Source organism: Azonexus hydrophilus DSM 23864, assembly GCF_000429605.1.
Classification (GTDB): Bacteria; Pseudomonadota; Gammaproteobacteria; order Burkholderiales; family Rhodocyclaceae; genus Azonexus; species Azonexus hydrophilus.
Window position 1 is genome coordinate 152,967 of sequence record NZ_KE386925.1, and the last position, 25,580, is coordinate 178,546.

Below are 25,580 nucleotides of genomic sequence, written 5' to 3' on the forward strand. Positions count from 1 at the left end.
CCTTGCCGGCGATGGCTATTTGAGCAGCCCGATCTCGCGTGCCGTCTGTTCGCCAATCAGGGTGTGCAGCAGGCTGGCCGGTATTTCGGCGCGCTCGGCAGTCAGCGGAATCCGCCCGCCCATGATCTCGGCGCTGCGTTGCGGCAGCAGCGGCGTTTTATCCGGTTCGGCGTAACCGTGCGGATGGATGGGCTGCAGACTCGCCAGGTGGTATTTGTCGGTGGCGCCAAAGGTGTGAAGCAATTCGTGGGCGATCACGACATTGTTCTGGCGGTGCTGGCGTCGGCTGGCATAGGCGTGAATCAAACCGAGTTGGCCCTTGCTCAGACCGATCGAATGCGGCACTTGCGCATTGCGCTCGGGGTCGTGGTAGAGCACGAACAGGCGGACCTGCGGTTGCGGGCCGGCAATGGCGTCGTTGTTCATGGGCCACCAGCGCAGCTTCAGGCTCCACAGCATGTTGTCGAGTGCACTGCCGTGCTCGACCGGCAGCGGCGGTTGTTCGCGCAGCGGCGGCGCAACCCGGACCACCACAGGTTGCAGCACGGTCTTGCCGTAGCGCTGACTCTCCTGGGCGATCCACTGGCCGATATCCGCGAAACTTTCGTTCTCCAGCGTGTTCAGATACGCAGTGGTTGCCGGGGAGTTGTCGGCGGCGATCGGATAGAGCGCGACATGGACGGTATGTTCCCAGGCGCTGAGACGGGTCGTGGCGCGCCAGGCGGCAAGGCCGACGGTGGTCAGCACGAGCAGGAGAATCAGGATGCGGAATTTTCGGAACAATGTCGTGTCCTAGTGACCGTTGGGGATGCGCAAATTGGCGATGTCATTATATTATTGCGGCCTCATACCTTGAAAGCGCTCAATCCGGGTCACTCTGATGTCCTTGTTCAAAGAAAAACGTGCAGGTCTGGAACGTCGTGTCGGGCGCGAACGCACCGGCAGGAACATGGTTGAACGTCGCGCTGCCGAGCGCCGACAAGTCGCCTTGATGGAAATATCCTTCGTCGAATGGGCGACCCAGTTTGCCCACTACAAGAAACAGGCCGGTAGCGGCGTCAAGTAAGCGAATCCGGAATCCCCGGCAGACGCCTTGCGTGTTCGACGAACCACCCCGACACGCGCTCTTCCTGATTCTCTCCGGTTTGCAGCACGTGCATTGCGCATGGGCAGGCGACATGGCGATGCGCTCTTTGCCATGAGGCGAGCGCCGCCGGGTCGTTGCCATCGATCAGTATCAGCAGCGGCGCCACCAGCATTTCCAGCGCCTGCAGGCCAGCCCGGTCGACCAGACCACCATGGCAACTCAAGGTGCTGACCTGGGTGTCGCGCAGGGCGGCTACCCGGATCGCCGCCGGAGTGACATCGCCACTGGCGTGAATCGCCAACGGCAGTTCCTGCATGTCGCCATCGCGGCGGATCAGGTCGAGGATGTCGGTTATCCGGCGTGCCAGACGCGAGACGTCCTGGGGCGTATCGACGAAATGGCGTTCACGTTCGCTGATCACTTCCATGGTCAGTACGGCATGGCCGCGGTTGAACAGATTGCCCGCGAACGGATCGTCCACCGCCAACGGCTGTATCCGTGGCAGCAGGACAAGGCTGCGCGGATGCTCCGGCAAGGCCAGATGGCCGAGCAGGGTGCCGTGCGAGGTCTGGATGTTCAGGTGTCGGTTCATGGCGCCAGGCGAACAGGAATGCGCCGGGCGCCGAAAGCCTTGCCGTCGTGCCCGAGCTGACTGCCGAAGCGGCCGGCCAGGCGGCTCCGGCAGTGTGGACATTGCCCCAGCGGATTGAGGTCGTAGCGCCGGATTTCGTACCAGTCGCGGACGATCAGGGCGGCGTGACAGCTGGGGCAGTAAGTCGTGCCGCCCTCCTTATCGTGGACATTGCCGGTGTAGACATGGTTCAGCCCGGCATCGCGGGCGATGCGCCGGGCCTGCGTCAGTGTTGCTGGCGGCGTCGGCGGGATGTCGCCGAGTTTCCAGTCGGGGTGGAAGGCGGTGAAATGCAGCGGCACGTCCGGGCCGAGTTCGCGGGCAATCCAGGCGGACAGTGCGGCGATCTCGTCGGCGCTGTCGTTTCGGCCCGGAATCAGCAGCGTCGTGATCTCCAGCCAGCAAGCGGTGTCGTGGTGCAGATAGCTCAGGGTATCGAGCACCGGTTGCAGGCGGGCGCCGCACAAGCTGCGGTAGAAGTCGTCGGTGAAGGCCTTGAGGTCGACGTTGGCGGCGTCCATGACGGCGAAGAATTCGCGCGCCGGTTCGGCATGGATGTAGCCGGCAGTGACGGCGACATTGCGGATGCCCTGTTCGCGGCAAGCCAGCGCGGTGTCGATGGCGTACTCGGCAAAGATCACCGGGTCGTTGTAGGTGTAGGCGACGGCGTCGGCGCCGTGGTGCCTGGCGGCGTCGGCGATCATCGCCGGGGTGGCTTCGTCCATCAGGCGGTCCATGTCCTTCGAGCGCGAGATGTCCCAGTTCTGGCAGAACTTGCAGGCGAGGTTGCAGCCGGCGGTGCCGAAAGACAGCACGCTGCTGCCCGGATGGAAATGATTGAGCGGTTTCTTTTCGATCGGATCGATGCAGAAACCGGAGGAGCGGCCGTAGGTGGTCAGTTGCATCGCCCCGTCGTGCATCTGGCGGACGAAGCAGGCGCCGCGCTGGCCTTCATGCAACTGGCAGTCGCGCGGGCACAGGTCGCACTGGATGCGCCCGTCGGCCAGGGGGTGCCACCAGCGGGCGTGATATAGCTTCGTTGCGGTCAACGGGGATTTTCCTGCCATTTTTGCACCGTGTAACGCCATAACCGGAGTTCCGGCGACCAGTAAGTCCCCGATAGGCCAGCCTTTTGCTTCAGGCGGGCGAGGAAGACGGCCGGCTCCGGCAGTTGTTCCCAGACTTGCGGCAGGAAGGTGGCCCGGCGTCCGCCAGCGGCCAGGATCAGGCCGTCCACCTGTGGCCGCAAGCGGGCCAGCGCGTCGGCTTCGTCGGTGACGAACAGCGGTTCGGCCGGGGACAGCAGGGAGACCTCGACCCGAGTGCGCGCCAGTTCGTCGCGGGTTAGCGGCGGGAAGCGCGGATCGCGGAAAGCGGCGGCGTGGGCGTTGGCCTGGACGTCGTCGATCAATGGTCGGTGCGCCTCCAGGCTGCCGATGCAGCCGTGCAGTTCGCCGGCTTGCGTCAGGGTGACGAAGGTCGCGCCGGGCTCGTGCAATGCCGGCAGGTCGGGCGTTGCTGGCGCGGCTTGGCCCAGTGCTTCGCTTATGCTCCGACGCGCCAGTTGCAGCAGGGTTTGGCCGAGTTCATCCATGATCGTCCTCATGGAAAGCGAAGGCGGCGTAGCCGACGACGCGCTGGCGGTCGCCGGCGGTGTCGCCGGAATTGCACAGATCGAGCAAGCTCGGGCGCAGGCCATGCCGTTGCGCGGCGAGCAACAGGCCGTTGACCGGGAAGGCGCCGCAGGCTTGCTCAGGGCGGATGTCGGTGGCCAGGTTGAGGATGTGGCTGCAGGTGGCGCGGTCGACCTGTTGCGCGGCGGCGTAAGTCAGGAAATGCGACAGGTCGGAACTGATGACGATCAGGGTTTCCGCGCCGCCCCACAGGCGTTCGAGCACTTCGGCGACGGCCTCCGGTGTGGCGTTGCCGACGGCCAGCGGCAGCAGCGTGAAATCGTCGAGGGCGCGCTGCAGGAAAGGCAGGTGGACTTCCAGCGAATGTTCCTGTGCGTGTGCCGCCGCGCTGACGCCGACCTGCGGCAGTTGCGCGATCAGCGCGCGTGCCGCCGTATCCAGGCGCACCTTGCCCAGTGGTGTGGCGAATGCTTCGCAATCGGGCAAGGCCAGACCGCGCACGGCAACCCGATGCGTCGGGCCGAGCAGGATCACGCGGCGGATTGTCGTCCGCCATGGTGCCAGCGTGGCGTAGGCAAGGGCCGCGGTCGGGCCGGAATAGACGTAGCCGGCATGCGGCACGATCAGCGCCTTGGGTTGCTGCAGGGGCGTCGTCTGGGCCACGGCCAGCAGTTGATCGACCGTAGCCTGCAACTGGCCGGGGTCGGCCGGGTAGAACATGCCGGCGACGGCGGGCGCCCGGATCGTCATGGCTGCCTCAAACCAGCGCCAAGCCGACACCCATGCCGCCGCCGATGGCGAGCAGGCCGGGCAGGGCGTGGCGGGCCAGGGTCTTGCCGCCGATGCTGACGACCAGACCGATCTTGAACACCAGGTTGGCGACCAGCGCCAGCGTCACGGCGATGACCGCATCGGCCTGCAGCACGCGTTCCAGGTTGAACATGCGCAGCGTGGACAGCACGCTGGCGTCGGCGTCGGTCAGGCCGGACACCAATGCGACGATGAACAGGCCGCTGTTGCCGGCGATGTCCTGCAGCCAGGCGGCCGCCAGCAGCACGACGGCGTAGAGCAGGCCGAAGGAGACGGCGGTCTTCAGCTCGGTCGGATTCTTCACTTCCGGCATCGGCAACTCGCCGGCATCGTTGAGTATCTTCCAGCCGTACAGCGACATGATCACGCCGGGCACGATGCCGCAGGCGAAGACGATGGCGATCGGCCCGATCAGGCTGTGCGCGACGACACTGGCAATGATGCCGAGCCGGATCATGACCATGACGTTGGCGATCAGGATGACGATCGCCGACATGCGTACCAGATGGCCATGTTCGGCGGCGTGACGGGAGAACATCATGGTCGTTGCGGTCGACGAGGCCAGACCGCCGAAAATGCCGAGCAGCGCCGCGCCGTGGCGGGCACCGATGATGCGCAGCGCAAGGTAGCCGGCGAGCGCCAGCCCGGAAATCAGCACCACCATCCACCAGACCTGGCGCGGGTTGATCGCGTCGTAGGGGCCGAAGCTCTGGTTGGGCAGGATGGGCAGGATGACCAGCGAGAGCACGGCGAACTGCAGGATGGAATTGAGATCTTTCGGCGTCGTCCGCTCGCTGAACTGTTTCAGTTCGGCCTTGAAGTAGAGCAGCACTGTCGTGGTAATCGCCAGCATCACCGCCAGCGTCGCGTAACCCAGCCAGACGGCGGCGCCCAGGCCGTAGGTGACGATGATCGCCGCCTCCGAGGTGAAGCCGCGATACTGTTCTTCCTGTTGCGTGGAAAAGTTGGAGGCGACCATAGACGCCGCCAGCACCACCAGCCCGACCGCCAGCAGCCAAGGGCTGCCGCTTTTCTCGCCGAGCATGGCGAACAGGCAGCCGAGCATGGCGACCAGCGAGAAAGTGCGCAGGCCGGCCGCCGAGTCCGGGCGCCGCTCGCGCTCCATGCCGATCAGCAGGCCGATGCCGAGCGCCGTGGCGAAAGCTTCGACCGGGGCGGCCAGTTCTGGGGCGACGAAACTCATGCCTTTCCTCTCTTTTGCGTGTTCTTCGTTAAAATTAAGCCATGCCCAGACATTACGCAATCGTTCCCGCTGCCGGCAGCGGTTCCCGCTTCGGCGCGGAGAAGCCGAAACAGTACCTCGACCTGCTCGGTCGGCCGCTGATTTTCCACACGCTCGCGGCATTGACCGCGCATCCCGCCATCGAGCGCGTGTGGGTGGTGCTGGCGCCGGACGACCCCTGGTGGCCGCGTTACGACTGGTCCGAACTCGGACCCAAGCTGGAAACCGTACGCTGTGGCGGCGCCACCCGCGCCGAGAGCGTCGGTAACGGCCTGCAGGCGGCAGCGCTGGCGGCGGCCGACGATGACTGGATTCTGGTACACGACGCGGCGCGCCCCTGTCTCAGCCGGCAGATGCTCGACGCGCTGTGCGACAAACTGGCCGACGACCCGGTCGGCGGCATCCTCGCCGTGCCGGTCGCCGATACCTTGAAGCGCGCAGACGATCAGCAACGCGTGACCGCCACCGAGCCGCGCGACGGACTGTGGCAGGCGCAGACGCCGCAGATGTTCCGCTACGGCCGCCTGGTCGAGGCGCTGGAAAAGCACAATGCTGTCACCGACGAAGCCGGCGCCATCGAGGCGCTTGGGCTGAAGCCGAAACTGGTACGCGGCGATTCGACCAACCTGAAAGTCACTTTTCCAGCCGACCTGGCGCTGGCCGCGATGATCCTGAGAGGACGCAAATGAATATCCGAGTCGGGCAGGGCTACGACGTCCACAAACTGGTCGAAGGCCGCAAGCTGATCCTTGGCGGCGTCGAGATCGACCATCCGACCGGGCTGCTCGGTCATTCCGACGCCGACGCGCTGCTGCACGCGATCACCGACGCCTTGCTCGGGGCTGTCGCGCTCGGCGACATCGGCCGCCATTTTCCCGATACCGACCCGCGCTACGCCGGCGCAGACAGCCGCGTGCTGTTGCGCGCTGCTGTTGCACTATTGGCTGAAAAGGGCTGGAAACCGGTCAATGTCGACGCCACGCTGATCGCCCAGAAGCCCAAGCTGGCACCGCACGCGCCGGCCATGGTCGCCAATGTTGCCGCCGATCTCGGCATCGCCGCTGACTGCGTCAACATCAAGGGCAAGACCAACGAGAAGCTCGGTTATCTTGGGCGCGAGGAAGCGATTGAGGCGCAGGCTGTGGTTCTGGTGGTAAGGGATCAGCTGCGCGGCTGATCCCCCAACACCAGGCGGGCGACCAGGCCGCCGCCGGGGTTGGTCAGCAATTCCAGTCGTCCGCCATGCAGGCGGGCGATGCGCTCGACGATGGCTAGTCCGAGGCCGGTGCCGGTGACATCTGTACGCGCGACTTCCAGGCGGGTGAAGGGGCGCTTGAGGCGTTCCATCTCGCTTTCCGGAATGCCTGGCCCACGGTCGGCGATTTCCAGGTGTACTTCCCGTCCGACCACCTCAGCCCTCAGGCTGACGGCACCGCCACCATATTTCCAGGCGTTGTCGATCAAGTTGATGACCGCCCGGCTGACTGCCTTGGGCCGGATGCGCGCAGTCGTTATCCCATCAAGGTCGAGTGCCAACGGCCGCCCGATGGCGGCCTGACGCTCGCCGATGGCCGCGAGCAAAGCCGCCAGATCGGTCGTCTCCGGCGCCTCACCGGACTCGGTACGGGCGTAGTCCATGAATTGCGAGATGACGGCTTCCATCTGCTCGATATCGGCAACGATGCCTTGGCGGGCATTCTCGTCGGCGACGCTCATTTCGGCTTCCAGGCGCAGCCGGGTCAGCGGGGTGCGCAGGTCGTGCGAAATACCGGCCAGCACTTCCGAACGATCCTTTTCATGGCGGGCGAGGTCGCTGGCCATGGTGTTGAAGGCCGATGCCAGCGCTCGCATTTCCTCGGCCCCATTCTCGGGCAGGGGCGACGGTGTCTGGCCGCGGCCAACGGCCTGCGCCGAACGGGCCATCGCCTTCAGTGGCAGGGTAATCCGTGAAGCGATCAGCCAGGCCACCAGCAGCGCCAGTGCTACCGCCAGTGCCGCCCAACTCAGCCAGCGGGTGGCAAAACTCCGGCTGACCCGTTCGCGCGGCAGGACCAGCCAGAATTCGTCCTCGTCGCGCTCGTCGAGTCGGAAACTGATCCAGAAACCGGCTTCGTCGTTAACCTCGGCGGCGATTCGTGTCGCCGGCCCGAGCCGGGCGACGACTGCTTCGCGCATCAACTGGTGAAAACGCGAATCCGGCATTGGCAGGATGCGATCCTGGGGTTCGGCCGGCAGCAGGCGGATGCCTTCACGCGACGAGAACTCGGCGAACAGCCCGGGGCGCTTGTCCGGTGCCGCAGCAAATAGCGAGGCGCGGATCAGATTGACCGCCGACGCGGCCATGTTGGCGGATTCGCGGGCACGCGGTTCGACATCGATATGGCTGAACAGCGCCAGCCAGCCCGCCGTGCTGCTCAGTACCAGCAGGGCCAGCAACAGGAAGGTGCGCGCCAGCAGCGAGCGCGGCATCAGTTTTCCTTGGCGGCGCCGTCAGGCATGAAGACGTAGCCGAAGCCCCACACGGTCTGCAGGTAGCGCGGCTGCGACGGGTCCTTCTCGATCAGCTTGCGCAGGCGGCTGACCTGGACGTCGATGGCGCGGTCAAAGGGGCCTTGCTCACGGCCCCGGGCCAGGGTCATCAACTTGTCGCGCGACAGCGGCTGGCGGGGATTCTGCAACAGCACCTTGAGCACGGCAAATTCACCGGTGGTCAACGGCAGCAGCTCGTCACCGCGTTTCAGCGTGCGGGCGGAAAAATCGACTTCGAGATTGCCGAAGCGGATGCTTTCCAGGGTTTCCTCAGGCGCGCCGGGCGGCATGTTGCCCTGGCGGCGCAGGACAGCATGCACACGGGCGAGCAACTCGCGCGGATTGAAGGGCTTGGGCAGATAGTCGTCGGCGCCCATTTCCAGGCCGACGATGCGGTCCACTTCGTCGCCCTTGGCCGTCAGCATGATGATCGGCGTGCGGTCTCCCTGGCCGCGCAGGCGCCGGCAGATCGACAAACCGTCTTCGCCCGGCATCATCAAATCAAGGACGATCAGGTGGTAATGCTCGCGGCTGCGTGCCTTGTCCATTTGCTGACCGTCGCCGACCGCCTTGACGACAAAACCCTGTTCGCCGAGATAACGGGTGAGCAGATCACGCAGGCGGGCGTCGTCGTCGACGACCAGGAGGTGTTGGTTGTTTTCGTTCATGCTCGAAGGATAGCGCCTGGCGGAAAATGGAATGCAGTAAATGGTAACAAAGGATATCGACGAGCCGCGCCGGGAAACATTCGATTACAACTTGCCATGCAGCGATGGCGAAGGCGGATGGACAATGAGAGCGCTCCGAAAAGGATAGAATACGCCGCACCATGAAGTCCCGCTCACTGATCCTGATTCTCTCGCTGATGGCGACCGCAGTCGCGCCGGCGCTGGCCGAGCCGCCGCGGCGCGAGTTGCCGCCCGAGGAAAAACGGGAAATACGCCAGCAGATGCGAGAGCACTGGCATCGCGAAAACACCGGCCCACAACGTCCTGACGATGCGCGTCCGGCAAACTGGCGCGACTTGCCGCCCGAGGAGCGTCGCCGCTTGCGCGAGGAAATGCGCGAGCAGCACGACCGCGACGATCGCCGGGACAAGCGTCGCCCGCGCAAGGACGACTGATACCGCTGCCTTGGGGCTCTCCGGTAGAATGTCGCCCCATGCAGATACTCGCCCTGGAAACCTCCACCGAATCCGGCTCCTGCGCCTTGTGGCAGGACGGTGCGGTGATCGAACGCATTTGTCCGCCCGGACGCTCGCATTCGGAAACGCTGTTGCCGCTGGTGCGCGAATTGCTGGCCGAAAGCGGTATGGCGATCGGCCAGCTCGACGCGATTGCTTTCGATACCGGCCCCGGCGCCTTTACCGGCTTGCGCGTGGCCTGCGGTGCCGCTCAGGGACTGGCAGTCGCCGCCGACTTGCCGCTGTTGCCGGTGGTCAGTCTGGAGGCCATGGCTGCTGCCACGGGTGCGGCTCGGGTGCTTTCATTGCTCGATGCCCGCATGGGCGAAGTTTACAGCGCCAGCTATCAGCGCCAGGGCGACGCCATGGTTCTGCAAGGCGAGATCCGGGTAACGGCACCGGACAATGTCGATCTGCCATCCGCCGACTGGCTGGCCTGCGGCAATGCGCTGACGGCCTATCCGGCGCTGGCTGAGCGCCTGGGCACTGCCGGACGGGTCTTGATGCCGGCCATCCTGCCCGAGGCTACGTGGCTGGCCCGTCTGGGCGCATTGAAATTTGCGGCCGGCGAGGGCATCGATCCGGCGCTGGCGGCGCCACTGTACATTCGCGACAAGGTGGCCAAGACGATCAGCGAACGTTTGAGCGAAGGCGGGCGCGCGTGAATCACCCGCTACCCTTGCTGACTGTCGAGTATTTTCCGATGGCCGAGTCCGATCTCGACGCAGTGGCTGCGCTGGAAGCCTCGTTACAGGTTTTTCCCTGGACCCGGGGTAATTTTGCCGATTCCCTGCATGCCGGCTACAGCGCCTGGGTGGCGCGTCTGGGCGGCGAACTGATCGGGTTTTCGGTGGTGATGCGCGTGCTCGACGAAGCGCATCTGCTGAACATCGGCGTCGCCGGGAAATATCAGGGGCAGGGCTACGGTGCGCGTTTGCTGCGCAATGCCATGGACGCCGCCCGCATGGCCGGTACGCATCGGATGTTCCTTGAAGTCAGGCCGAGCAACGCACGCGCGGTCGAACTCTATCGCCATTTTGGCTTCCAGCAGCTGGGGGTTCGTCGGGAATATTATCCGGCCACCATCGGTCGCGAGGATGCGCTGGTTTTCGAAAAGGAGCTGGCATGAGCCTGAGCCGGGAACAGATGCTGGTCGAAATGGGCATCTCGCCCCTGTGGGTGCTGCGGGATGCGCTGCCGGCATCGGCGCCCGAGCCGCTACCGGTGGTCGCGGCAGAAGCACCGGCCGTGGAGCAAGCCCCGGAGCAGGCATTGCCATCAACCGCCGCCACCGAGACGATGGACTGGCCGGCATTGGACGCGGCGATCCGCGAATGCCGCAACTGCGGCCTGTGTCAGCAACGCAAGCAGGTAGTTCCCGGGGTGGGAGACCGCAATCCAGACTGGCTGTTCATCGGCGAGGGGCCGGGTGCGGAAGAGGACATGCGTGGAGAACCCTTCGTCGGGCAAGCCGGCAAGCTGCTTGATGCCATGCTGGCGGCGATCGATCTGGCTCGCGGTGAAAAGGTGTATATCGCCAATGCCGTGAAGTGCCGGCCGCCCAACAACCGCACGCCGGAGGCCGCCGAAATGGCAGCCTGCCGTCCCTGGCTGGAACGCCAGATCGAGTTGCTCAAACCGCGGGTGATCGTGCTGCTCGGCAAGGCGGCCGTACATTCGGTGCTGGGCGATGACCGGGCGCTCGGCGCCATGCGCGGCCAGACTTTCGACTACAAGGGCATCCCTGTGGCGGTGACCTACCACCCGGCTTACCTGCTGCGCAATCTGCCGGACAAGGCCAAGGCCTGGGAAGATCTGCTGTTTGCCCGCCGCCTTCTGAACCGGGTAAATCAATAAAATTAACAGCCCCTAGGGTAATACCCGGTTCCCCCGGCATGCCTTTGTTTTTAAGCTATGACGAACAACACAAAGAAGAAGAAGGTGTTCGTCCATGTCGAATTCCATCGACGCAAACAACGGCGGGCCAATCTGCAATCTCGATTACCTGTTGGTCAATCTTGGTCGTAATCGGGCAGCTGCCAATCGCTTGGTTCAGCTATTCCTTGAAAATCATCCGCAACTGGTTGCCCGGCTTGAACAAGCGGCAATGGATAACGATATTTCCGCGATGCAGGATGTCGTTCACGACATCCGCGGCAGCTGTGTACTTTTTTCGGCGCACCGTGCCGTAGCGCTGGCGCGCGAGCTTGAATACGTCCTGCATTGTCACCGCCAGGATGGGACAGGTATCAACTGGCTGGCGCGCAGTGCTGCGCTGCGCAACGCGCTCACCGATGTACACGATGAGCTGAAGCGCTATCAGGAAGAAAGTCCGGTTTCCGACCTTAGTTGAGCAGGTCGTTCTGAACGGCGAAACGAGTCAGTCCGGTCACATCGTGGACGCCGATCCGCTGCATCAGCCTCGCCCGATGAAATTCGACGGTCTTCGGGCTGATGCCGAGATCGCGGGCAATTTCCTTGGTGGTGTGCCCGTTGGCGACCAGACGCAGGATCTCGGTCTGGCGCGGGGTGAGTCCTTCGCAAGGCGAACCCGGATCGGTAACGGCTCGCTCGTTGATTTTTGACGACAGGAAGGGGCGTTGCTCCATCACTGCCAGCAAAGCCTGTTGCAACTCGTCGAGAATGAAATCCTTGAGCAGATAGCCGTTCGCGCCAGCCTCGAAAGCCTGGTCGACAATCTCCCGCCGATCGATGCTCGACAGGATCAGGATGCGCACATCCGAATTGCTGCGGCGAACCAGGCGAGCCACTTCAATGCCCGAAAGGCCTGGCATGGCGATGTCCAGCAGCACGACGTCAGGGCGGGTGCGTTCGATGTCGTCTACGGCCTGCCGGCCATCGGCGCATTCGGCAATCACCTGATAGCCGGGGAGCGATTCGAGCAATGCCCGAATGCCTGCGCGGACCAGCAAGTGGTCGTCTACTAAAACTATTCGCACGGTATTCATCGTGCGGACAGCATATGCCAAAACCGACGCCTTGTGCCAGCCACTGGGGTTTTACCTTGGGGCGCCAAGCACCGGCATGGTTATGCCCAAGCGCAGGGAGAGCAGGCGTAGCAGAAAGACGATGCCCATCGCCGCCCAGGCTGCATTGACCGCCGGCAGTCCGAGTTCCTGCATGGCAATCAGCGAAAGTGCGCCAACCCAGGCTGCCGTTGCATACAGTTCCCCTTTGAGGAAAATGCTGGGGACGTCATTGCACAGGATGTCGCGGAGCACGCCGCCGACCACGCCGGTGATCACGCCCATCAGGCTGGCGGCCAGCCAGGGTACGTGCCATTGCAACGCAATCTGGGTGCCGATGATCGTGAACAAGGCCAGTCCGATGGCGTCGGGAATCTGGAACAACTGGTGCGGCACGTTGACGCGGCGGACCACGAAAAAAGCGATCATGCCGGTGGCCAGGGCAGCCATCAGATAGGCCTGGTCGGCAACCCAGAAAACGTTGCGATCGAGCAGCAGGTCGCGGACCGTGCCGCCGCCCAGCGCCGTAGCCACGGCAACCAGCAATGCGCCAATCAGGTCCATCTGCTTGCGGCTGGCGTCGAGCACCCCGGTCAGCGCGTTGACTGCCACGGCGGACATGCCGACCCAGTAGAGCAGGGCGTCCATGCTCATGTCAGCGCAGCTTTTCCTTCATTGCCCGCTGAGCTTCACGCTTGCCTTCCTTTTCCTGCTGGTCGGCGCGTTTGTCGTATTGCTTCTTGCCCTTGGCCAGGCCGATTTCGAGCTTGATCCGGCCGCGCACGAAATGCAGGTCGAGCGGGACCAGCGCGTAGCCGGCACGCTCGACCTTGCCGATCAGCTTGCCGATCTCGCGCGCGTGCAGCAGCAACTTCCGGGTACGTACCGGGTCGTGGTGGTTGTGGGTCGATGCCGTCGACAGCGGGCTGATGTGCATGCCGATCAGGAACAACTCGCCATGGCGGATGATGACGTAGGATTCCTTGATGTTCATGCGGCCAGCACGAATCGCCTTGACTTCCCAACCCTCAAGGACCATGCCCGCCTCATACTTCTCTTCAACGAAGTAATCGTGAAAGGCTTTTTTGTTGACCGTAATGCTCATGCCGCCACGCGATCCATTAAAATCCGCGATTCTACAGGATTACAGGAACGCTGCCGCCGCATGGCCCTGGTCGAAAAAACAGTCTTGATCGAACATTCTGCGCAGCAGATGTTTGAGTTGGTGGATCGTTGCGAGGACTATCCGGCTTTTCTGCCGTGGTGCAGTCGCACCGAGCTCAAATTGCGCGACGACACGAAAACCGTGGCGACGCTGCACATCAATTACCACGCAGTGAAGTCGAGTTTCACCACCGAGAACGACAAGGAATTCCCGACCCTGATGAAAATCCGTCTGGTCGATGGTCCGTTCCGACATCTAGAAGGGGCCTGGCATTTCCGCCCTTTGGCTGAAAATGCCTGCAAGATCGAGTTCAGGCTGCATTACGAGTTTTCCAGCAAATTGTTCGAGAAGATCATCGGTCCGGTGTTCAGCCATATTGCCAACACCTTTGTCGATGCCTTTGTGCGCCGCGCCGCGCAGGTCTATGGAGCCAAGCATGGCGGATGAAATGATCAACGTTGAAGTCTGTTACCCGCTGCCCAGCAAGCAGGAGGTTGTCCGTTTGCGCCTGCCCGCCGGCAGTGCACTGCAGCAGGCGGTGGCTGCATCCGGTCTGCTGGAGAAGTATCCGGAAATCGATCTGGCGAAGAACAAGTTCGGCATCTGGAACAAGTTGTCCAAACTCGACGCGGCCTTGCGCGACTTCGATCGTGTGGAAATCTATCGCCCGTTGATCGCCGACCCCAAGGAGGTGCGCAAGCAGCGGGCAGCCGAAGGCAAAGTCATGAAAAAGGGTGCCGGCGACGCCGACGCCTGAGATTTACTTGCAGGCGTCCTGCATGATGCGGCGGGTGCGTTCAAGCTCCTGGCGGCGTTGGGTCGGGCTCATGACCGAAACGCTGCCATCTTTGGCGGCCTGACTGACCGGCGTATCCGATTGCAGCATGCGGTAGTTGTTGCGTGCCCGCTCGCAGGTATCTCGTTTTTCCTTGAGCGCAGCAGCTTCTTTCTCGGCTTTTTCGGCTTTCTCCCTGGCCTCTTGCTGGCGCTTGCGAAACTCGACGTCTTGTTCGGCTGCCGTCTGGGGAGCGGCTTTGGCTGGCGCCTCCCCATTGCCTATCTTTTCAGGTTCTGTGGTGCCGGTGACTGCATTCGGCTGACGCACGCCAAGCGCGCGGGTGTCGCGCACACTCGTCGGTGGCGGCGTGTCGGAGATCACCGTCTTGCCATTGGCGTCCTTCCACTGGTAAGTCTGGGCTTGCGCGGTCATCAGGCTGACACTCGAAACCAGTGCCAGGGCAACAATCAGCGATTTCTTCATGGTCCGGTCATCGGGGTTTGCAGAGGATTTCTGTATAATACGATTTTGTGACCTTGGATTAAAGGCCATGCGACTTCTGCAAAAAGCCCTGACTTTCGACGACGTCCTGCTCGTCCCCGCGCATTCTCAAGTTCTCCCCCGCGATGTCAGCCTCGCCACGCGCCTGACCCGCGACATCACCCTGAACCTGCCGCTGCTGTCGGCTGCCATGGATACCGTGACTGAAGGCCGGCTGGCCATCGCCATGGCCCAGGAAGGCGGCATCGGCATCATTCACAAGAATCTCTCGTCCCGCGCCCAGGCCGCTGAAGTGGCCAAGGTCAAGCGTTTCGAGTCGGGCATCCTGCGCGACCCGATTACCGTGACACCGAACATGACGGTGCGTGACGTGCTCGAAATCACCCGCCAGCACAAGATTTCCGGTCTGCCGGTACTCGACAAGTCGGGCAAGGTGGTCGGCATCGTCACCAACCGCGACCTGCGTTTCGAGACCAATCTCGACCAGCCGGTGAAGTCGATCATGACGCCGCGCAAGCGCCTGGTCACGGTCGGCGAGGACGCCGGCGTCGAGGAAGCCAAGGAACTGATCCGCACGCACCGCCTCGAGCGCGTGCTGGTGGTCAATGATGCCTTTGAACTGCGCGGCCTGATCACCGTCAAGGACATCCTCAAGTCCACCGAACACCCGCTCGCCAACAAGGATGCCAGCGGCCGCCTTCGCGCCGGTGCCGCAGTTGGCGTCGGTGCCGGTACGGAAGAGCGCGTCGAACTGCTGGCCGAAGCCGGCGTCGATGTGGTGGTCGTCGATACCGCCCACGGTCACTCGCAGGGCGTGCTTGATCGCGTCAAGTGGGTCAAGAAAAACTACCCGCAGATCCAGGTCATTGGCGGCAACATTGCCACCGCCGACGCGGCCCTGGCGCTGGTCGATGCCGGCGCCGACGGCGTCAAGGTCGGCATCGGTCCCGGCTCGATCTGTACCACGCGCATCGTCGCCGGTGTCGGCGTGCCGCAGATCACCGCCATCCAGAACGTTTCCGAAGCGCTCAAGGGTACTGGCGTACCGATGATCGCTGACGGCGGCATCCGCTACTCCGGCGACATCGCCAAGGCGATCGCCGCCGGTGCCGATACCGTCATGCTCGGCGGCCTGTTCGCCGGCACCGAGGAAGCCCCGGGCGAGGTCGAGCTGTTCCAGGGGCGCTCGTACAAGTCCTACCGCGGCATGGGTTCGCTCGGCGCGATGCAGGCCGGTTCCAGTGACCGCTATTTCCAGGAAGCCACCGCCAACGTCGACAAGTTCGTCCCGGAAGGGATCGAGGGCCGCGTCCCGTACAAGGGCTCGGTGCTCGCCGTGATCCACCAGTTGATGGGCGGTCTGCGCTCTTCGATGGGCTACCTGGGCACGCCGACCATCGCCGACATGCACGAGAAGGCCTGTTTCGTCGAGATCACCTCGGCCGGCATCCGCGAATCGCACGTGCACGACGTGCAGATCACCAAGGAAGCGCCGAACTATCACCTCGACTGATCGTTCCAGTGTCCAGAAGGGCGGCTAATTCAGCCGCCTTTTTCATTCAAGGTTGTGAACATGTCCCACCAGAAAATCCTCATCCTCGATTTCGGTTCCCAGGTCACCCAGCTGATCGCCCGCCGCGTGCGCGAAGCCAAGGTCTTCTGCGAGATCCATCCCTACGACGTTTCCGACGAGTTCATCCGCAACTACGGCGCCAAAGGCATCATCCTTTCGGGCGGCCCGAGTTCGGTCACCGAGGGCGATACGCCACGGGCGCCGAAGATCGTTTTCGAACTGGGCATCCCGGTGCTCGGCATTTGCTACGGCATGCAGACCATGGCGCAGCAACTGGGCGGCCAGGTGATGACTGCCGAGGCGGCCGGCAAGGCGCGCGAATTCGGCTATTCCGAAGTGCGCGCACATGGCCATACGGCGTTGTTGAAGGACATCGCCGACTTCACCACGGCCGAAGGTCACGGCATGCTCAAGGTCTGGATGAGCCACGGTGATTCCGTGATGGAACTGCCGCCCGGCTTCAAGACCATGGCGTCCACGCCCTCCTGTCCGATCGCCGGCATGGCCGACGAAAGCCGCAAGTTCTACGCCGTGCAGTTCCACCCGGAAGTTACGCACACCGTGCAGGGCCGTGCCATCCTCGAAAGTTTCGTGCACGGCATCTGCGGCTGCGGCACCGACTGGGTGATGGGCGACTACATCGCCGAAGCCGTTGCCGCGATCCGCGCCCAGGTGGGCAGCGATGATGTCATCCTCGGCTTGTCCGGCGGCGTCGATTCCAGCGTTGCCGCGGCGCTGATTCACCGCGCCATCGGTGACCAGCTGACCTGCGTTTTCGTCGATCACGGCCTCTTGCGCCTCAACGAAGGCGACATGGTCATGGACATGTTCGCGCGCAACCTCGGCGTCAAGGTCATCCGCGTCGATGCGGTCGACGACTTCATGGGCAAGCTGGCCGGCGTCTCCGACCCGGAACAGAAGCGCAAGATCATCGGCAAGGAATTCGTCGAGGTCTTCCAGGCCGAATCGAAGAAGCTGGTGTCGGCAAAATGGCTGGCCCAGGGCACGATCTATCCGGACGTGATCGAATCGGCCGGCAAGGGCAAGAAGGGCGCGCACACCATCAAGAGTCACCACAACGTCGGCGGCCTGCCGGAAGACATGCACCTGAAGCTGCTCGAACCGCTGCGCGAGCTGTTCAAGGACGAGGTCCGCGAACTCGGCGTCGCTCTCGGCCTGCCGCGCGAAATGGTCTATCGCCACCCGTTCCCCGGCCCCGGCCTGGGCGTGCGCATCCTCGGCGAAGTCACGCAGAAGGCCGCGCAACTGCTGCAGCGGGCCGACGCCATTTTCATCGATGAGCTGCGCGCGACCGTGGCTACCGAACGCGATGTCGCGGCCGGCGCCTGCACCGAAGCTGATGTCGGCAAGACCTGGTACGACCTGACCAGCCAGGCCTTCGCCGTCTTCCTGCCGGTCAAGAGCGTCGGCGTGATGGGCGACGGCCGCACCTACGAGAACGTCGTCGCGCTGCGTGCCGTCGTTACCAGCGACTTCATGACCGCGCACTGGGCGCACCTGCCGTATGAACTCCTCGGCCGGGTGTCCAACCGGATCATCAACGAAGTGCGCGGGCTGAACCGGGTGGTGTACGACGTCTCCGGCAAACCGCCGGCGACGATCGAGTGGGAATGATCCCGGGAAAATAAAAAACGCCCCTGAAACCAGGGGCGTTTTTCTTTAGCTGTTTGCTGGCGGCTGTTTTCCGTTACTTCGCACAAAACTGACGATCAAGGTGATTACCGTCAGCGGCAGCACGTAGCCAAGCATGGTCGAGGAGAATGCGGACAGGCTGTCGTGCTGGGTGGCTGCCAGTACGAGGTAGGCCGTGTAGGCGACGTAATACGCGATGAATACACCGCCTTCCCAGCGGGCAATTTCGCGACCGGTAACAAAGATGGGCAGGCAAGCGAAAGCAACGGCCAGCATCACCCACAGGTCGAAATTGCGTGCCGCTTCGGAAACGATGATTCCACCGTCGGCGATGAGGCTGGAGAATCCGAGAACGGCAAGTATGTTGAAAATGTTGCTACCGACCACATTGCCGACGGCAATATCGCGTTCGCCGCGCCAGGCGGCAACCAGCGAGGTGGCGATTTCCGGCATCGAGGTACCAACAGCGACAACGGTCAGGCCGATGACGAGATCACTGACGCCAAAGATCTTTGCGACCGCGACTGCCGAATCGACCAGCCAGTCGGCACCGATAACCAGCAAGCCCAGTCCGCCGATCACCAGCAGGGCCTGCACGCTCCAGTGGGCATCCCAGCGGCTGCTGGTGTCCGGCATTTCATCGGCGAACTCGGCTTCGGCCTCCTTGCTTGCGCGGCGCGACTGCGTGACCAGGAAGACCGTGTAGACGATGACCAGTGCGAAGAGCAGGGCGCCTTCGCCGCGCCCGATGTTGCCGTCCATGGCAAAAACCACGAACAGCAGGCAGGTGCCGATCATGATCGGGATTTCCTGGCGGATGATCTGTTCATTGACTGCCAGCGGGACGATCAATGCGGACAGGCCGAGAATCAGGAGGATATTGGCGATATTGCTGCCGACCACGTTGCCAATCGCCAGGTCGCCGCTACCGTTGAGCGCGGCACCGGCGGATACGGCCATTTCCGGCGCGCTGGTGCCGAACGCGACAATGGTCAGGCCGATGACCAGCGGTGAAATGCCGAAAGTCAGCGCCAGACGGGCCGCGCCGCGCACCAGCAGTTCAGCGCCCAGGGTCAGGGCAGCAAGCCCCAGGATAAACATCAGTATATGTTCGAACATGATCGCAATACGAAAACGGTGAGGGGGAAGTGCCTTTCAAGGCTGCGGTATACTACGCCTCCGCCTCGCTCGCCACATCGAATAATGACTTCGGAAAATACTGTTGATATCCAGCCGTCCGGCTTGAGCGACGAATATTTCATGCGCGAGGCCATATCCTTGGCGCGGGCGGCCGAATGCCTTGGCGAAGTTCCGGTTGGTGCCGTCGTCGTGCTCGACGGAAAAATCGTCGGTCGCGGCTTCAATTCGCCGATCGGCGAGCATGATCCGACGGCGCACGCGGAAATCGCGGCCTTGCGCGATGCAGCCAGGACGATGGGCAATTACCGCTTGCCGGGTTGCGAACTGTACGTGACGCTGGAACCTTGCGCGATGTGCGCCGGTGCGATCATGCATGCGAGGATCAGCCGGGTCATTTACGGCGCGCGCGATCCGAAAACCGGCGTTCATGGCAGCGTGGTCGATCTGTTCGGTGTCCAGCGGCTGAATCATCATGCCAGCGTGGAAGGCGGCATTCTGGCCGACGAATGCAGTCAGTTGCTGTCCAATTTCTTTGCCGGGCGGCGCCGGAAAGCGACATGAAACTCATGATCTCGGTCGCCCATCAGCGCCTGCAGGTAATGGACGACGATGGTACGCTCCTGAAGGAATACACCGTTTCGACCGCCAAGGCCGGGGTCGGCGAGCAGTCGGGTAGTTACCGGACACCACGCGGAATGCACGTCATCCGCGCCAAGATCGGTGCCGGTCAGGCGGCCAACACCGTATTCGTCCGCCGCCGGCCGACCGGGGAGATCTGGACGCCGGAACTGGCCGAACAATTTCCGGGACGCGACTGGATACTGACGCGCATCCTCTGGCTGTCGGGGTGTGAGCCCGGCCTCAACCGTCTCGGTTGCGTCGATACGATGCGCCGCTACGTCTATATCCACGGCTCGCCGGATACGGCGCAAATGGGGGTTCCCGGATCGCATGGCTGCGTGCGCATGCGCAACGCCGACATCATCGAGTTGTTCGATCGGGTGCCGTGCTATACGGCCGTCGAAATCCGCGAAGACTGAATTTCCCTGCCGTCTGCGGCAAAGCTTTTCTCGTACAACACCATGTCGCCGGCCGCATTGCGCAGCAGCAGCGTCGAAGCGCGCGTGCCGTAATCCGGCGATTGCACGAAAACTGCCGACAGCAGCCTTTCCCAGGCCAGCGGCACGCCGGTATCCGGCAGGCGGTCGTCGGCTTCGATGCTACGGTCAGCCAGGAGTTCGAAGAAGGCGGTTTCATCGGGTAGCCGATCGAGCGCCCGGGAAAAGTTCTCGCGCGCCTTGAGCAGCTTCGGCCAGGGCGTGTCCAGGCGGTGGTTGGATAATCCATAAACACCCGGCGGCAGGCTGCGGTAGCCGGGGTCGCGATTGGAGGCGTAAACCAGCGTTTCCCGGTCGGCAAGCAGCAGGTTGAAGCCTGAGTAATCGCCCGGCGTCAGCGCTTCGGCGTAGGTCTGGGCCGCTTGCTGGTCGAGCAGAAAACGGGCAGTGAGTTCGCCGCGCGAGCGCTTTCCTTTGACAGCGCCGGGCTCGCGCACATTGGTGACGGCCGCGAAGCGACCGTCGCGGGTGGCGCCCAGCCAGGTGCCGCCGGCTTCGAGATCGCGCCCGCCAAACACCCGCGCATCTTCTTCCCAGAAAGCGGCAGACGCCGTCGGCCGGGCATGAAACTCATCGCGGTTGGCGGCAACCACCAGCGGGTAAGCCGGATGGACCTGCCAGCCGACCAGGATCAGGCACATCGATCCTGGTCAGGCCGGATTGACCGCGCTGGCTGTCACTTCCTGGCCGTCCCGGCTGCCGAGGCGCAGGTTGCCGGCGTAGTTGGACTGAACTACCGCCAGCGCCACGTGACCACCGGCCGGCGAGGGCGCACCCAGCATGATCTTGCCGCTGGCCTGCTCCAGGTTGTCGGGTGAAAACAGATCGGCGCCGGCGGGCAAGGGAACATCGCCGCTCAGGCGGTAGAGATGGCGCTTGACCTTGCCCAGGTACTGCGTGCGAGCGACGATCTCCTGGCCCGGGTAGCAGCCCTTGTTGAAACTGACGCCGCCAATCTTTTCGAAATCCGCCATCTGCGGCACGAACTCTTCCTTGGTGGCCAGGCTGACCAAGGGGAAGGCAGCCTGCACATCCAGCCAGCGCCAGGCCGGCAAGCCGGCCGGCCGGGCCTTGACGCCGAGCTTCTGCCAGAGGGCAGGCAAGGCGGTCACCGGGGCAGCCAGGACGTAGCGTTGCGCGTCGATATGAATGATGCTGGTGCCGTCACCGCTGCTCGATGCGCGCATGACGCTCTCGGGAATCGGCAGCCCGGCATCGGCCAACGCTTCGGTAGCTTTCGGGCCGGCCAGGCCGAGCAGGATCGTCTCGCTTTCCACCTGCAGCTTGACCTTGGCGCGCAGGATGAACATCTGCAGGCGCTTGGCGGTGGCTTCGAGTAGATCGGCTGCCAGCAACATCCGGTAGCATTCGTTCTCGTGCCAGACGACAAAGCTGGCCTGCATCCGTCCCTTGGCCGTACACCAGCCGGCATGCTGGGCAGCGCCCTGGACGAGATGATTGACGTCACTGGTCAGTTGGCCGTGCAGGAAAGTTTTGGCCTCGTCGCCGCTGGCGGTGATGCTCGCAAGATGCGTCAACGGCACGAGGACAGTTTGCCGGCTGGCTGCCAGCAATTCCGCCTGAGCGTCGCCGAAGTGCAGGACTTCCGGAACATCTGCGGCAAAGCAGGCGTCGGTCGATTCGAGAAAGCTGCGCCAATGGGGATTCATGAGGGCTCCTTGAGGTTTGGGCTATTATATCGCCCGTTTCGGTGCACGCTTTCGTGCGCACATCCATGCTCGTTCCGACGGGCAAGACCAGCCAAAGCGTCACGAGTTCCCATGCGTCTTGTTTTTCGTCTTGTTGCCCTGTTGTTGATTGCCGCCGTCGGTTTGGCTGCCAGCTTCGTCTGGTGGACCCAGCAGCCGATCGAGGTTTCCGAAAATACGCTTGAATTCCGCGTCATGCCAGGCAGCAGCCTGCGGGCAGCGGTCAGGCAGATGAACGAGGCCGGCTTGTCGGTCGATGCCGACCTGTTCGTCCTGCTCGCCCGCTGGCAAGGGAAAAGCGGCGCAATCAAGCCGGGTACCTACGGCACTTCGGTCGGCGAAACACCGCTCAGCCTGCTCGAAAAACTGGCCAGCGGCAAAGTCATCCAGGCCAGCATCACGCTGGTCGAGGGCTGGACTTTCCGCCAGTTCCGCGCCCGGCTCGATGCTCATCCGGCGTTGCGGCACGATACGCTGGGCATGAGCGAAGCGCAGATCATCGCCCGTCTGGGATTGCCGCTAAGCAGTCTGGAAGGCAGGCTGTTTCCTGATACTTACCTGTTCGACAAGGAGTCGAGCGATCTCGAACTGATCGCCCGGGCAGTTGCCTCGATGCAGGCGCGACTGGACGAAACCTGGTTGCAACGTCCGGCGGGCCTGCCGTACAAGACGGCAGACGATGTCCTGACCATGGCCTCGATCATCGAGAAGGAAACCGGCCGTGAGGAAGACCGCGCCCATGTCGCTGCCGTCTTCGTCAACCGACTGCGCATCGGCATGCGCCTGCAGACCGATCCGACGGTCATCTACGGCCTGGGCGAGGCTTTCGACGGCAATCTGCGCAAGATTCACCTGCAGACCGATACGCCCTACAACACCTATACGCGCGCTGGCCTGCCGCCGACGCCGATCGCCATGCCGGGGCTGGCCTCGCTGCGTGCGGCAATTTCACCGGCTGACAGCAATGCCATCTATTTCGTCGCGCGCGGCGACGGCACCAGCCAGTTTTCACGAACACTCGACGAGCACAACCGTGCCGTGAACCGTTACCAGAGAGGCGGAAAATGAGAGGCAAATTCATCACTTTCGAAGGCATCGACGGGGCCGGCAAGAGCAGCCATGTCGAGTGGCTGGCCGAGACCCTGCGCGGTCGCGGTCTCACGGTCCTGGTCACGCGTGAGCCGGGCGGTACCCCGTTGGGTGAAAAGCTGCGTGAGTTGCTGCTCAATGAATCGATGCACCTGGAAACGGAAACCTTATTGATGTTCGCCGCCCGCCGGGAACACCTGGCCCAGCGTATCGAACCGGCGCTGGCGCGGGGAGAGTGGGTCATCTGCGATCGTTTCAGCGATGCCACCTGGGCCTATCAGGGTGGCGGGCGCGGCCTCGACAAGGCCAAGTTCCTGGCGCTCGAACACTGGGTCCATGAACATCTGCAGCCGGACCTGACCCTGCTGTTCGACCTGCCGCTCGAAGTTGCGCGGGAACGCATCGTTCTGGCCAACCGCGTGCTCGACAAATTTGAACAGGAGCGCGCCGATTTTCATCACCGGGTTCGCCAGGCCTACCTGGATCGCGCCCAGGCCAGCCCGTCGAGAATTCGCACGGTGGCTGCCGAAAATAGCATCGAGCAAATTCGCAAACAACTTGAAGTTATCGTTTCAAGTATCTGTTAATGAAAATTTTAGAGATACATTCCGACGCCTGGGCAAGCCTGCAGTCCCGGCGGGAACGCTTGCCGCATGCCCTGTTGCTGATCGGTCAGAAAGGCCTGGGTAAATTCGCGCTGGCCCGCGAGTTCGCCGCCTCTCTTTTGTGTGAGAGCCGCAGCATCGACGGCACGGCCTGTGGTCATTGCCTGGCTTGCAACTGGTTTGCCCAGGGTAACCATCCGGATTTCCGCTTGCTGCAACCGGAAGCGCTTGCCGCAGCAAGCGAGGTGGAAGAGGGCAAGAAAAAGCCCAGCCAGCAGATCACCATTGACCAGATTCGCAGCCTTGACGAATTCCTGGGAGTTGGCAGTCACCGTGGCGGACTCAGTATCGTATTGATCAATCCGGCCGAAGCAATGAACCGGAACGCCACGAACTCTATCTTGAAAATACTTGAAGAGCCGCCGCCAAATATATTGTTTTTATTGGTTTCTGGCGAGCCGTCCGGCTTGCTGCCGACGATACGCAGCCGCTGCCAGACCCTGGCCGTGGCAACGCCGCCGCAACAGGTTTCGGTGGCTGCGCTCAAGGCATCCGGCATTGCCGACGCTGAGCGCTGGCTGGCGCTCAGCGGGGGGGCACCGCGCTTTGCCGAGGAAATGGCTGCCGCCGGGCAGGGGAGTTGGCTCGATATCCTGATCGCTCGTCTGCAGGAAGGGCGCAACGTGTCACCGCTGCAAATGGCCGGCGATCTGGAAAAAGCGATCAAGGACAGCAAGGGCAATCTGCAACTCAAACAGGTTGTCGAGGCCATGCAGAAGTGGCTGGTAGACCTCAATCTGAGCAAGAATGGCCTGACGGCGAGATATTTTCTGGCCCAACAAGCCAAAATCGGCATGCTGGCTGATATGATTCCCTCCGTTCGACTGATCACTTTCTATCGAAACATGAACCTGCGTCGCCAGGAAGCAGAGCAACCGCTGAATGCGCGGCTCTTCCTGGAAAGCATTTTTCTGGACTACCGAGCACTGTTTTCCGCAGATCGAGGATGAGCGAAGCCAAAACCGCCCCGCAGCGCCCCAGCGTCCTGTCGCTGAACATCAACTCGAAATCCGCCCTCTACGCGGCCTTCATGCCGCACCTCCGCCATGGCGGGATCTTCATCCCGACCACTCGCGGCTATACCCTGGGCGATGAAGTCTTCATGCTGCTGTCCCTGATGGACGACCCGACCAAGCTGCCGATTGCCGGCACCGTGATCTGGGTGACGCCGGCTGGCGCCCAGAACGGTCGCGCGCAGGGGATCGGTGTGCATTTCAACGACGACGAGAGCGGCCAGGAAGCACGCCGCAAGATCGAAGGGCTGCTCGGCGGCGTACTGCAGTCGGCCCGCCCAACGCACACGCTCTGATCCGGCCGATGCTGGTCGACTCGCACTGTCATCTCGATTTCCCGGGGCTTGCCGAGCGCTTGCCGGACGTCCTTGCCGCCATGCAGGCCAATGATGTCGGCGCCGCGCTGTGCATCGGCGTCAACCTCGAAGATTTTCCCCGCGTTCTGGCCGTTGCCGAGCAATCGCCGATTCTCTATGCAACGGTGGGGGTTCATCCCGAATACACCGACGCCGAAGAACCCGACGAGGATCGTCTGCTGGCGCTGGCCAGCCACCCCAAAGTCGTCGGTATTGGTGAAACCGGGCTGGACTACTACTGGCACAAGGATAAACCCGAGTGGCAGCGGGCCCGTTTCCGTACCCACATCCGCGCCGCCTTGCGTTGCGGCAAACCCCTGGTCGTGCATACCCGCGAGTCGGCCGAAGACACCATCCGCATCCTGCGCGAGGAGGGGGCTTCCGCTATCGGCGGGGTCATGCATTGCTTCACCGAGAACTGGGAAATCGCTCAACAGGCGCTGGACATCGGCTTCCATCTCTCCTTTTCCGGCATCGTCACATTCAAGAATGCGCACATCGTCAAGGATGTGGCACGCCGATGTCCGCTCGACCGCCTGCTGATCGAAACCGATGCGCCGTACCTGGCGCCCGCACCATATCGCGGCAAACCGAACGAACCGGCTTACGTGCGCTATGTTGCCGAGGAAATATCCCGGCTGCGTGAACAGCCGCTTGAAACCATTGCCGCTGCAAGCACCGAGAATTTCAGGCGCCTGTTCCGTCCGGAGACATGA

At 63.0% G+C, this 25,580-nt stretch carries 34 protein-coding genes; 19 read left to right on the top strand and 15 right to left on the bottom strand.

Annotated features, from left to right (window positions below; translation table 11 throughout):
- Window positions 1-15: 15 nt before the first annotated feature.
- Window positions 16-783, bottom strand: a complete 768-nt coding sequence (locus G471_RS0111995; protein WP_028995555.1) for a hypothetical protein — start codon at window positions 781-783, stop codon at window positions 16-18.
- 97 nt (window positions 784-880) lie between these two features.
- Between G471_RS0111995 and G471_RS0112000 the strand changes: the two genes are divergently transcribed.
- Window positions 881-1,066, top strand: a complete 186-nt coding sequence (locus G471_RS0112000) for a hypothetical protein (protein ID WP_028995556.1) — start codon at window positions 881-883, stop codon at window positions 1,064-1,066.
- Here G471_RS0112000 and G471_RS0112005 read toward each other — a convergent pair.
- The 5 genes from G471_RS0112005 to G471_RS0112030 are packed head-to-tail and all read right to left on the bottom strand — an operon-like array spanning window position 1,059 to window position 5,366.
- Window positions 1,059-1,679, bottom strand: a complete 621-nt coding sequence (locus G471_RS0112005) for a dienelactone hydrolase family protein (RefSeq protein ID WP_028995557.1) — start codon at window positions 1,677-1,679, stop codon at window positions 1,059-1,061. The two genes, G471_RS0112000 and G471_RS0112005, sit on opposite strands and share 8 nt — an antisense overlap.
- Window positions 1,676-2,767 carry an AmmeMemoRadiSam system radical SAM enzyme gene (amrS, locus tag G471_RS17565; RefSeq protein ID WP_245580557.1) on the bottom strand — a complete coding sequence of 364 codons (1,092 nt, stop codon included), beginning with the start codon at window positions 2,765-2,767 and terminating at the stop codon, window positions 1,676-1,678. The genes G471_RS0112005 and amrS overlap by 4 nt, the downstream gene beginning before the upstream one ends.
- Window positions 2,764-3,312 (bottom strand): AmmeMemoRadiSam system protein A, encoded by a 549-nt coding sequence (gene amrA, locus G471_RS19345; RefSeq protein WP_028995559.1) that lies wholly within the window; start codon window positions 3,310-3,312, stop codon window positions 2,764-2,766. The genes amrS and amrA overlap by 4 nt, the downstream gene beginning before the upstream one ends.
- Window positions 3,305-4,102, bottom strand: a complete 798-nt coding sequence (gene amrB / locus G471_RS19350; protein ID WP_028995560.1) for an AmmeMemoRadiSam system protein B — start codon at window positions 4,100-4,102, stop codon at window positions 3,305-3,307. The genes amrA and amrB overlap by 8 nt, the downstream gene beginning before the upstream one ends.
- A gap of 7 nt (window positions 4,103-4,109) precedes the next feature.
- Window positions 4,110-5,366 carry an MgtC/SapB family protein gene (locus tag G471_RS0112030; protein ID WP_028995561.1) on the bottom strand — a complete coding sequence of 419 codons (1,257 nt, stop codon included), beginning with the start codon at window positions 5,364-5,366 and terminating at the stop codon, window positions 4,110-4,112.
- Window positions 5,367-5,407: 41 nt separating this feature from the next.
- Here G471_RS0112030 and ispD point away from each other — a divergent pair, with 41 nt between their 5' ends.
- Together ispD and ispF are read left to right on the top strand one after the other, a co-directional pair.
- Window positions 5,408-6,094 carry a 2-C-methyl-D-erythritol 4-phosphate cytidylyltransferase gene (gene ispD / locus G471_RS0112035; RefSeq protein WP_028995562.1) on the top strand — a complete coding sequence of 229 codons (687 nt, stop codon included), beginning with the start codon at window positions 5,408-5,410 and terminating at the stop codon, window positions 6,092-6,094.
- A complete protein-coding gene (gene ispF, locus G471_RS0112040) occupies window positions 6,091-6,582 on the top strand; it encodes a 2-C-methyl-D-erythritol 2,4-cyclodiphosphate synthase (RefSeq protein ID WP_028995563.1) in 492 nt (163 codons plus the stop codon). The genes ispD and ispF overlap by 4 nt, the downstream gene beginning before the upstream one ends.
- Here ispF and G471_RS0112045 read toward each other — a convergent pair.
- Window positions 6,567-7,874: an ATP-binding protein gene (locus tag G471_RS0112045; RefSeq protein WP_028995564.1), complete on the bottom strand. Its 1,308-nt coding sequence runs from the start codon at window positions 7,872-7,874 to the stop codon at window positions 6,567-6,569. The two genes, ispF and G471_RS0112045, sit on opposite strands and share 16 nt — an antisense overlap.
- Window positions 7,874-8,602, bottom strand: coding sequence for an osmolarity response regulator transcription factor OmpR (ompR, locus tag G471_RS0112050; protein WP_028995565.1), 729 nt, complete (start codon window positions 8,600-8,602; stop codon window positions 7,874-7,876). Before ompR ends, G471_RS0112045 begins: the two co-directional genes overlap by 1 nt.
- Window positions 8,603-8,763: 161 nt before the next feature.
- On the opposite strand from ompR, the gene G471_RS0112055 reads away from it, so the two are divergent.
- From G471_RS0112055 to G471_RS0112075, 5 genes are all read left to right on the top strand, one after another.
- Window positions 8,764-9,057 carry a hypothetical protein gene (locus G471_RS0112055; protein WP_028995566.1) on the top strand — a complete coding sequence of 98 codons (294 nt, stop codon included), beginning with the start codon at window positions 8,764-8,766 and terminating at the stop codon, window positions 9,055-9,057.
- Window positions 9,058-9,095: 38 nt separating this feature from the next.
- On the top strand, window positions 9,096-9,782 hold the full coding sequence (tsaB, locus tag G471_RS0112060) for a tRNA (adenosine(37)-N6)-threonylcarbamoyltransferase complex dimerization subunit type 1 TsaB (RefSeq protein WP_028995567.1): 687 nt from the start codon (window positions 9,096-9,098) through the stop codon (window positions 9,780-9,782).
- Window positions 9,779-10,246, top strand: a complete 468-nt coding sequence (gene rimI, locus G471_RS0112065) for a ribosomal protein S18-alanine N-acetyltransferase (RefSeq protein WP_341743136.1) — start codon at window positions 9,779-9,781, stop codon at window positions 10,244-10,246. The genes tsaB and rimI overlap by 4 nt, the downstream gene beginning before the upstream one ends.
- A complete protein-coding gene (locus G471_RS0112070) occupies window positions 10,243-10,974 on the top strand; it encodes a uracil-DNA glycosylase (protein WP_028995569.1) in 732 nt (243 codons plus the stop codon). Before rimI ends, G471_RS0112070 begins: the two co-directional genes overlap by 4 nt.
- A 94-nt stretch (window positions 10,975-11,068) precedes the next feature.
- Entirely contained in the window at window positions 11,069-11,470 is a 402-nt protein-coding gene (locus tag G471_RS0112075) for an Hpt domain-containing protein (protein WP_028995570.1), read from the top strand.
- On the opposite strand, the gene G471_RS0112080 is transcribed toward G471_RS0112075, so the two are convergent.
- Genes G471_RS0112080 through smpB form a run of 3 tightly spaced genes read right to left on the bottom strand, consistent with a single transcriptional unit; the run spans window position 11,463 to window position 13,209 of the window.
- Window positions 11,463-12,086 (bottom strand): response regulator, encoded by a 624-nt coding sequence (locus G471_RS0112080; protein ID WP_028995571.1) that lies wholly within the window; start codon window positions 12,084-12,086, stop codon window positions 11,463-11,465. The two genes, G471_RS0112075 and G471_RS0112080, sit on opposite strands and share 8 nt — an antisense overlap.
- Window positions 12,087-12,137: 51 nt before the next feature.
- Window positions 12,138-12,758, bottom strand: coding sequence for a trimeric intracellular cation channel family protein (locus G471_RS0112085; RefSeq protein ID WP_211226425.1), 621 nt, complete (start codon window positions 12,756-12,758; stop codon window positions 12,138-12,140).
- Window position 12,759: 1 nt separating this feature from the next.
- Window positions 12,760-13,209, bottom strand: a complete 450-nt coding sequence (smpB, locus tag G471_RS0112090) for an SsrA-binding protein SmpB (protein WP_028995573.1) — start codon at window positions 13,207-13,209, stop codon at window positions 12,760-12,762.
- A gap of 60 nt (window positions 13,210-13,269) precedes the next feature.
- Between smpB and G471_RS0112095 the strand changes: the two genes are divergently transcribed.
- Window positions 13,270-13,716, top strand: coding sequence for a type II toxin-antitoxin system RatA family toxin (locus G471_RS0112095; RefSeq protein WP_028995574.1), 447 nt, complete (start codon window positions 13,270-13,272; stop codon window positions 13,714-13,716).
- On the top strand, window positions 13,706-14,026 hold the full coding sequence (locus G471_RS0112100) for an RnfH family protein (protein ID WP_028995575.1): 321 nt from the start codon (window positions 13,706-13,708) through the stop codon (window positions 14,024-14,026). The genes G471_RS0112095 and G471_RS0112100 overlap by 11 nt, the downstream gene beginning before the upstream one ends.
- Window positions 14,027-14,029: 3 nt before the next feature.
- On the opposite strand, the gene G471_RS18410 is transcribed toward G471_RS0112100, so the two are convergent.
- On the bottom strand, window positions 14,030-14,530 hold the full coding sequence (locus tag G471_RS18410; RefSeq protein WP_051295463.1) for a DUF4124 domain-containing protein: 501 nt from the start codon (window positions 14,528-14,530) through the stop codon (window positions 14,030-14,032).
- 67 nt (window positions 14,531-14,597) lie between these two features.
- Between G471_RS18410 and guaB the strand changes: the two genes are divergently transcribed.
- Entirely contained in the window at window positions 14,598-16,061 is a 1,464-nt protein-coding gene (gene guaB, locus G471_RS0112110; protein WP_028995576.1) for an IMP dehydrogenase, read from the top strand.
- Between the two features lie 60 nt (window positions 16,062-16,121).
- Complete coding sequence (guaA, locus tag G471_RS0112115; RefSeq protein WP_028995577.1) at window positions 16,122-17,756, top strand: glutamine-hydrolyzing GMP synthase; 1,635 nt, start codon at window positions 16,122-16,124, stop codon at window positions 17,754-17,756.
- A gap of 45 nt (window positions 17,757-17,801) precedes the next feature.
- On the opposite strand, the gene G471_RS0112120 is transcribed toward guaA, so the two are convergent.
- Entirely contained in the window at window positions 17,802-18,893 is a 1,092-nt protein-coding gene (locus G471_RS0112120; RefSeq protein WP_028995578.1) for a calcium/sodium antiporter, read from the bottom strand.
- A gap of 84 nt (window positions 18,894-18,977) precedes the next feature.
- On the opposite strand from G471_RS0112120, the gene tadA reads away from it, so the two are divergent.
- A complete protein-coding gene (tadA, locus tag G471_RS0112125; RefSeq protein ID WP_051295464.1) occupies window positions 18,978-19,475 on the top strand; it encodes a tRNA adenosine(34) deaminase TadA in 498 nt (165 codons plus the stop codon).
- The gene (locus G471_RS0112130) at window positions 19,472-19,954 is read left to right on the top strand and encodes a L,D-transpeptidase (RefSeq protein WP_028995580.1); all 483 of its coding nucleotides are present in this window, start codon (window positions 19,472-19,474) and stop codon (window positions 19,952-19,954) included. The genes tadA and G471_RS0112130 overlap by 4 nt, the downstream gene beginning before the upstream one ends.
- Here G471_RS0112130 and G471_RS0112135 read toward each other — a convergent pair.
- Window positions 19,924-20,673, bottom strand: coding sequence for an NRDE family protein (locus G471_RS0112135; protein WP_028995581.1), 750 nt, complete (start codon window positions 20,671-20,673; stop codon window positions 19,924-19,926). The genes G471_RS0112130 and G471_RS0112135 overlap by 31 nt on opposite strands.
- Before the next feature lie 9 nt (window positions 20,674-20,682).
- On the bottom strand, window positions 20,683-21,702 hold the full coding sequence (gene ygfZ, locus G471_RS0112140; RefSeq protein WP_028995582.1) for a CAF17-like 4Fe-4S cluster assembly/insertion protein YgfZ: 1,020 nt from the start codon (window positions 21,700-21,702) through the stop codon (window positions 20,683-20,685).
- Window positions 21,703-21,813: 111 nt separating this feature from the next.
- Here ygfZ and mltG point away from each other — a divergent pair, with 111 nt between their 5' ends.
- Genes mltG through G471_RS0112165 form a run of 5 tightly spaced genes read left to right on the top strand, consistent with a single transcriptional unit; the run spans window position 21,814 to window position 25,580 of the window.
- Window positions 21,814-22,809 carry an endolytic transglycosylase MltG gene (mltG, locus tag G471_RS0112145; RefSeq protein WP_028995583.1) on the top strand — a complete coding sequence of 332 codons (996 nt, stop codon included), beginning with the start codon at window positions 21,814-21,816 and terminating at the stop codon, window positions 22,807-22,809.
- A complete protein-coding gene (gene tmk / locus G471_RS0112150) occupies window positions 22,806-23,417 on the top strand; it encodes a dTMP kinase (RefSeq protein ID WP_028995584.1) in 612 nt (203 codons plus the stop codon). Before mltG ends, tmk begins: the two co-directional genes overlap by 4 nt.
- The gene (gene holB / locus G471_RS0112155) at window positions 23,417-24,445 is read left to right on the top strand and encodes a DNA polymerase III subunit delta' (protein WP_028995585.1); all 1,029 of its coding nucleotides are present in this window, start codon (window positions 23,417-23,419) and stop codon (window positions 24,443-24,445) included. Before tmk ends, holB begins: the two co-directional genes overlap by 1 nt.
- Window positions 24,442-24,804: a PilZ domain-containing protein gene (locus G471_RS0112160; RefSeq protein WP_028995586.1), complete on the top strand. Its 363-nt coding sequence runs from the start codon at window positions 24,442-24,444 to the stop codon at window positions 24,802-24,804. The genes holB and G471_RS0112160 overlap by 4 nt, the downstream gene beginning before the upstream one ends.
- A gap of 8 nt (window positions 24,805-24,812) precedes the next feature.
- Window positions 24,813-25,580 (top strand): TatD family hydrolase, encoded by a 768-nt coding sequence (locus G471_RS0112165; protein ID WP_028995587.1) that lies wholly within the window; start codon window positions 24,813-24,815, stop codon window positions 25,578-25,580.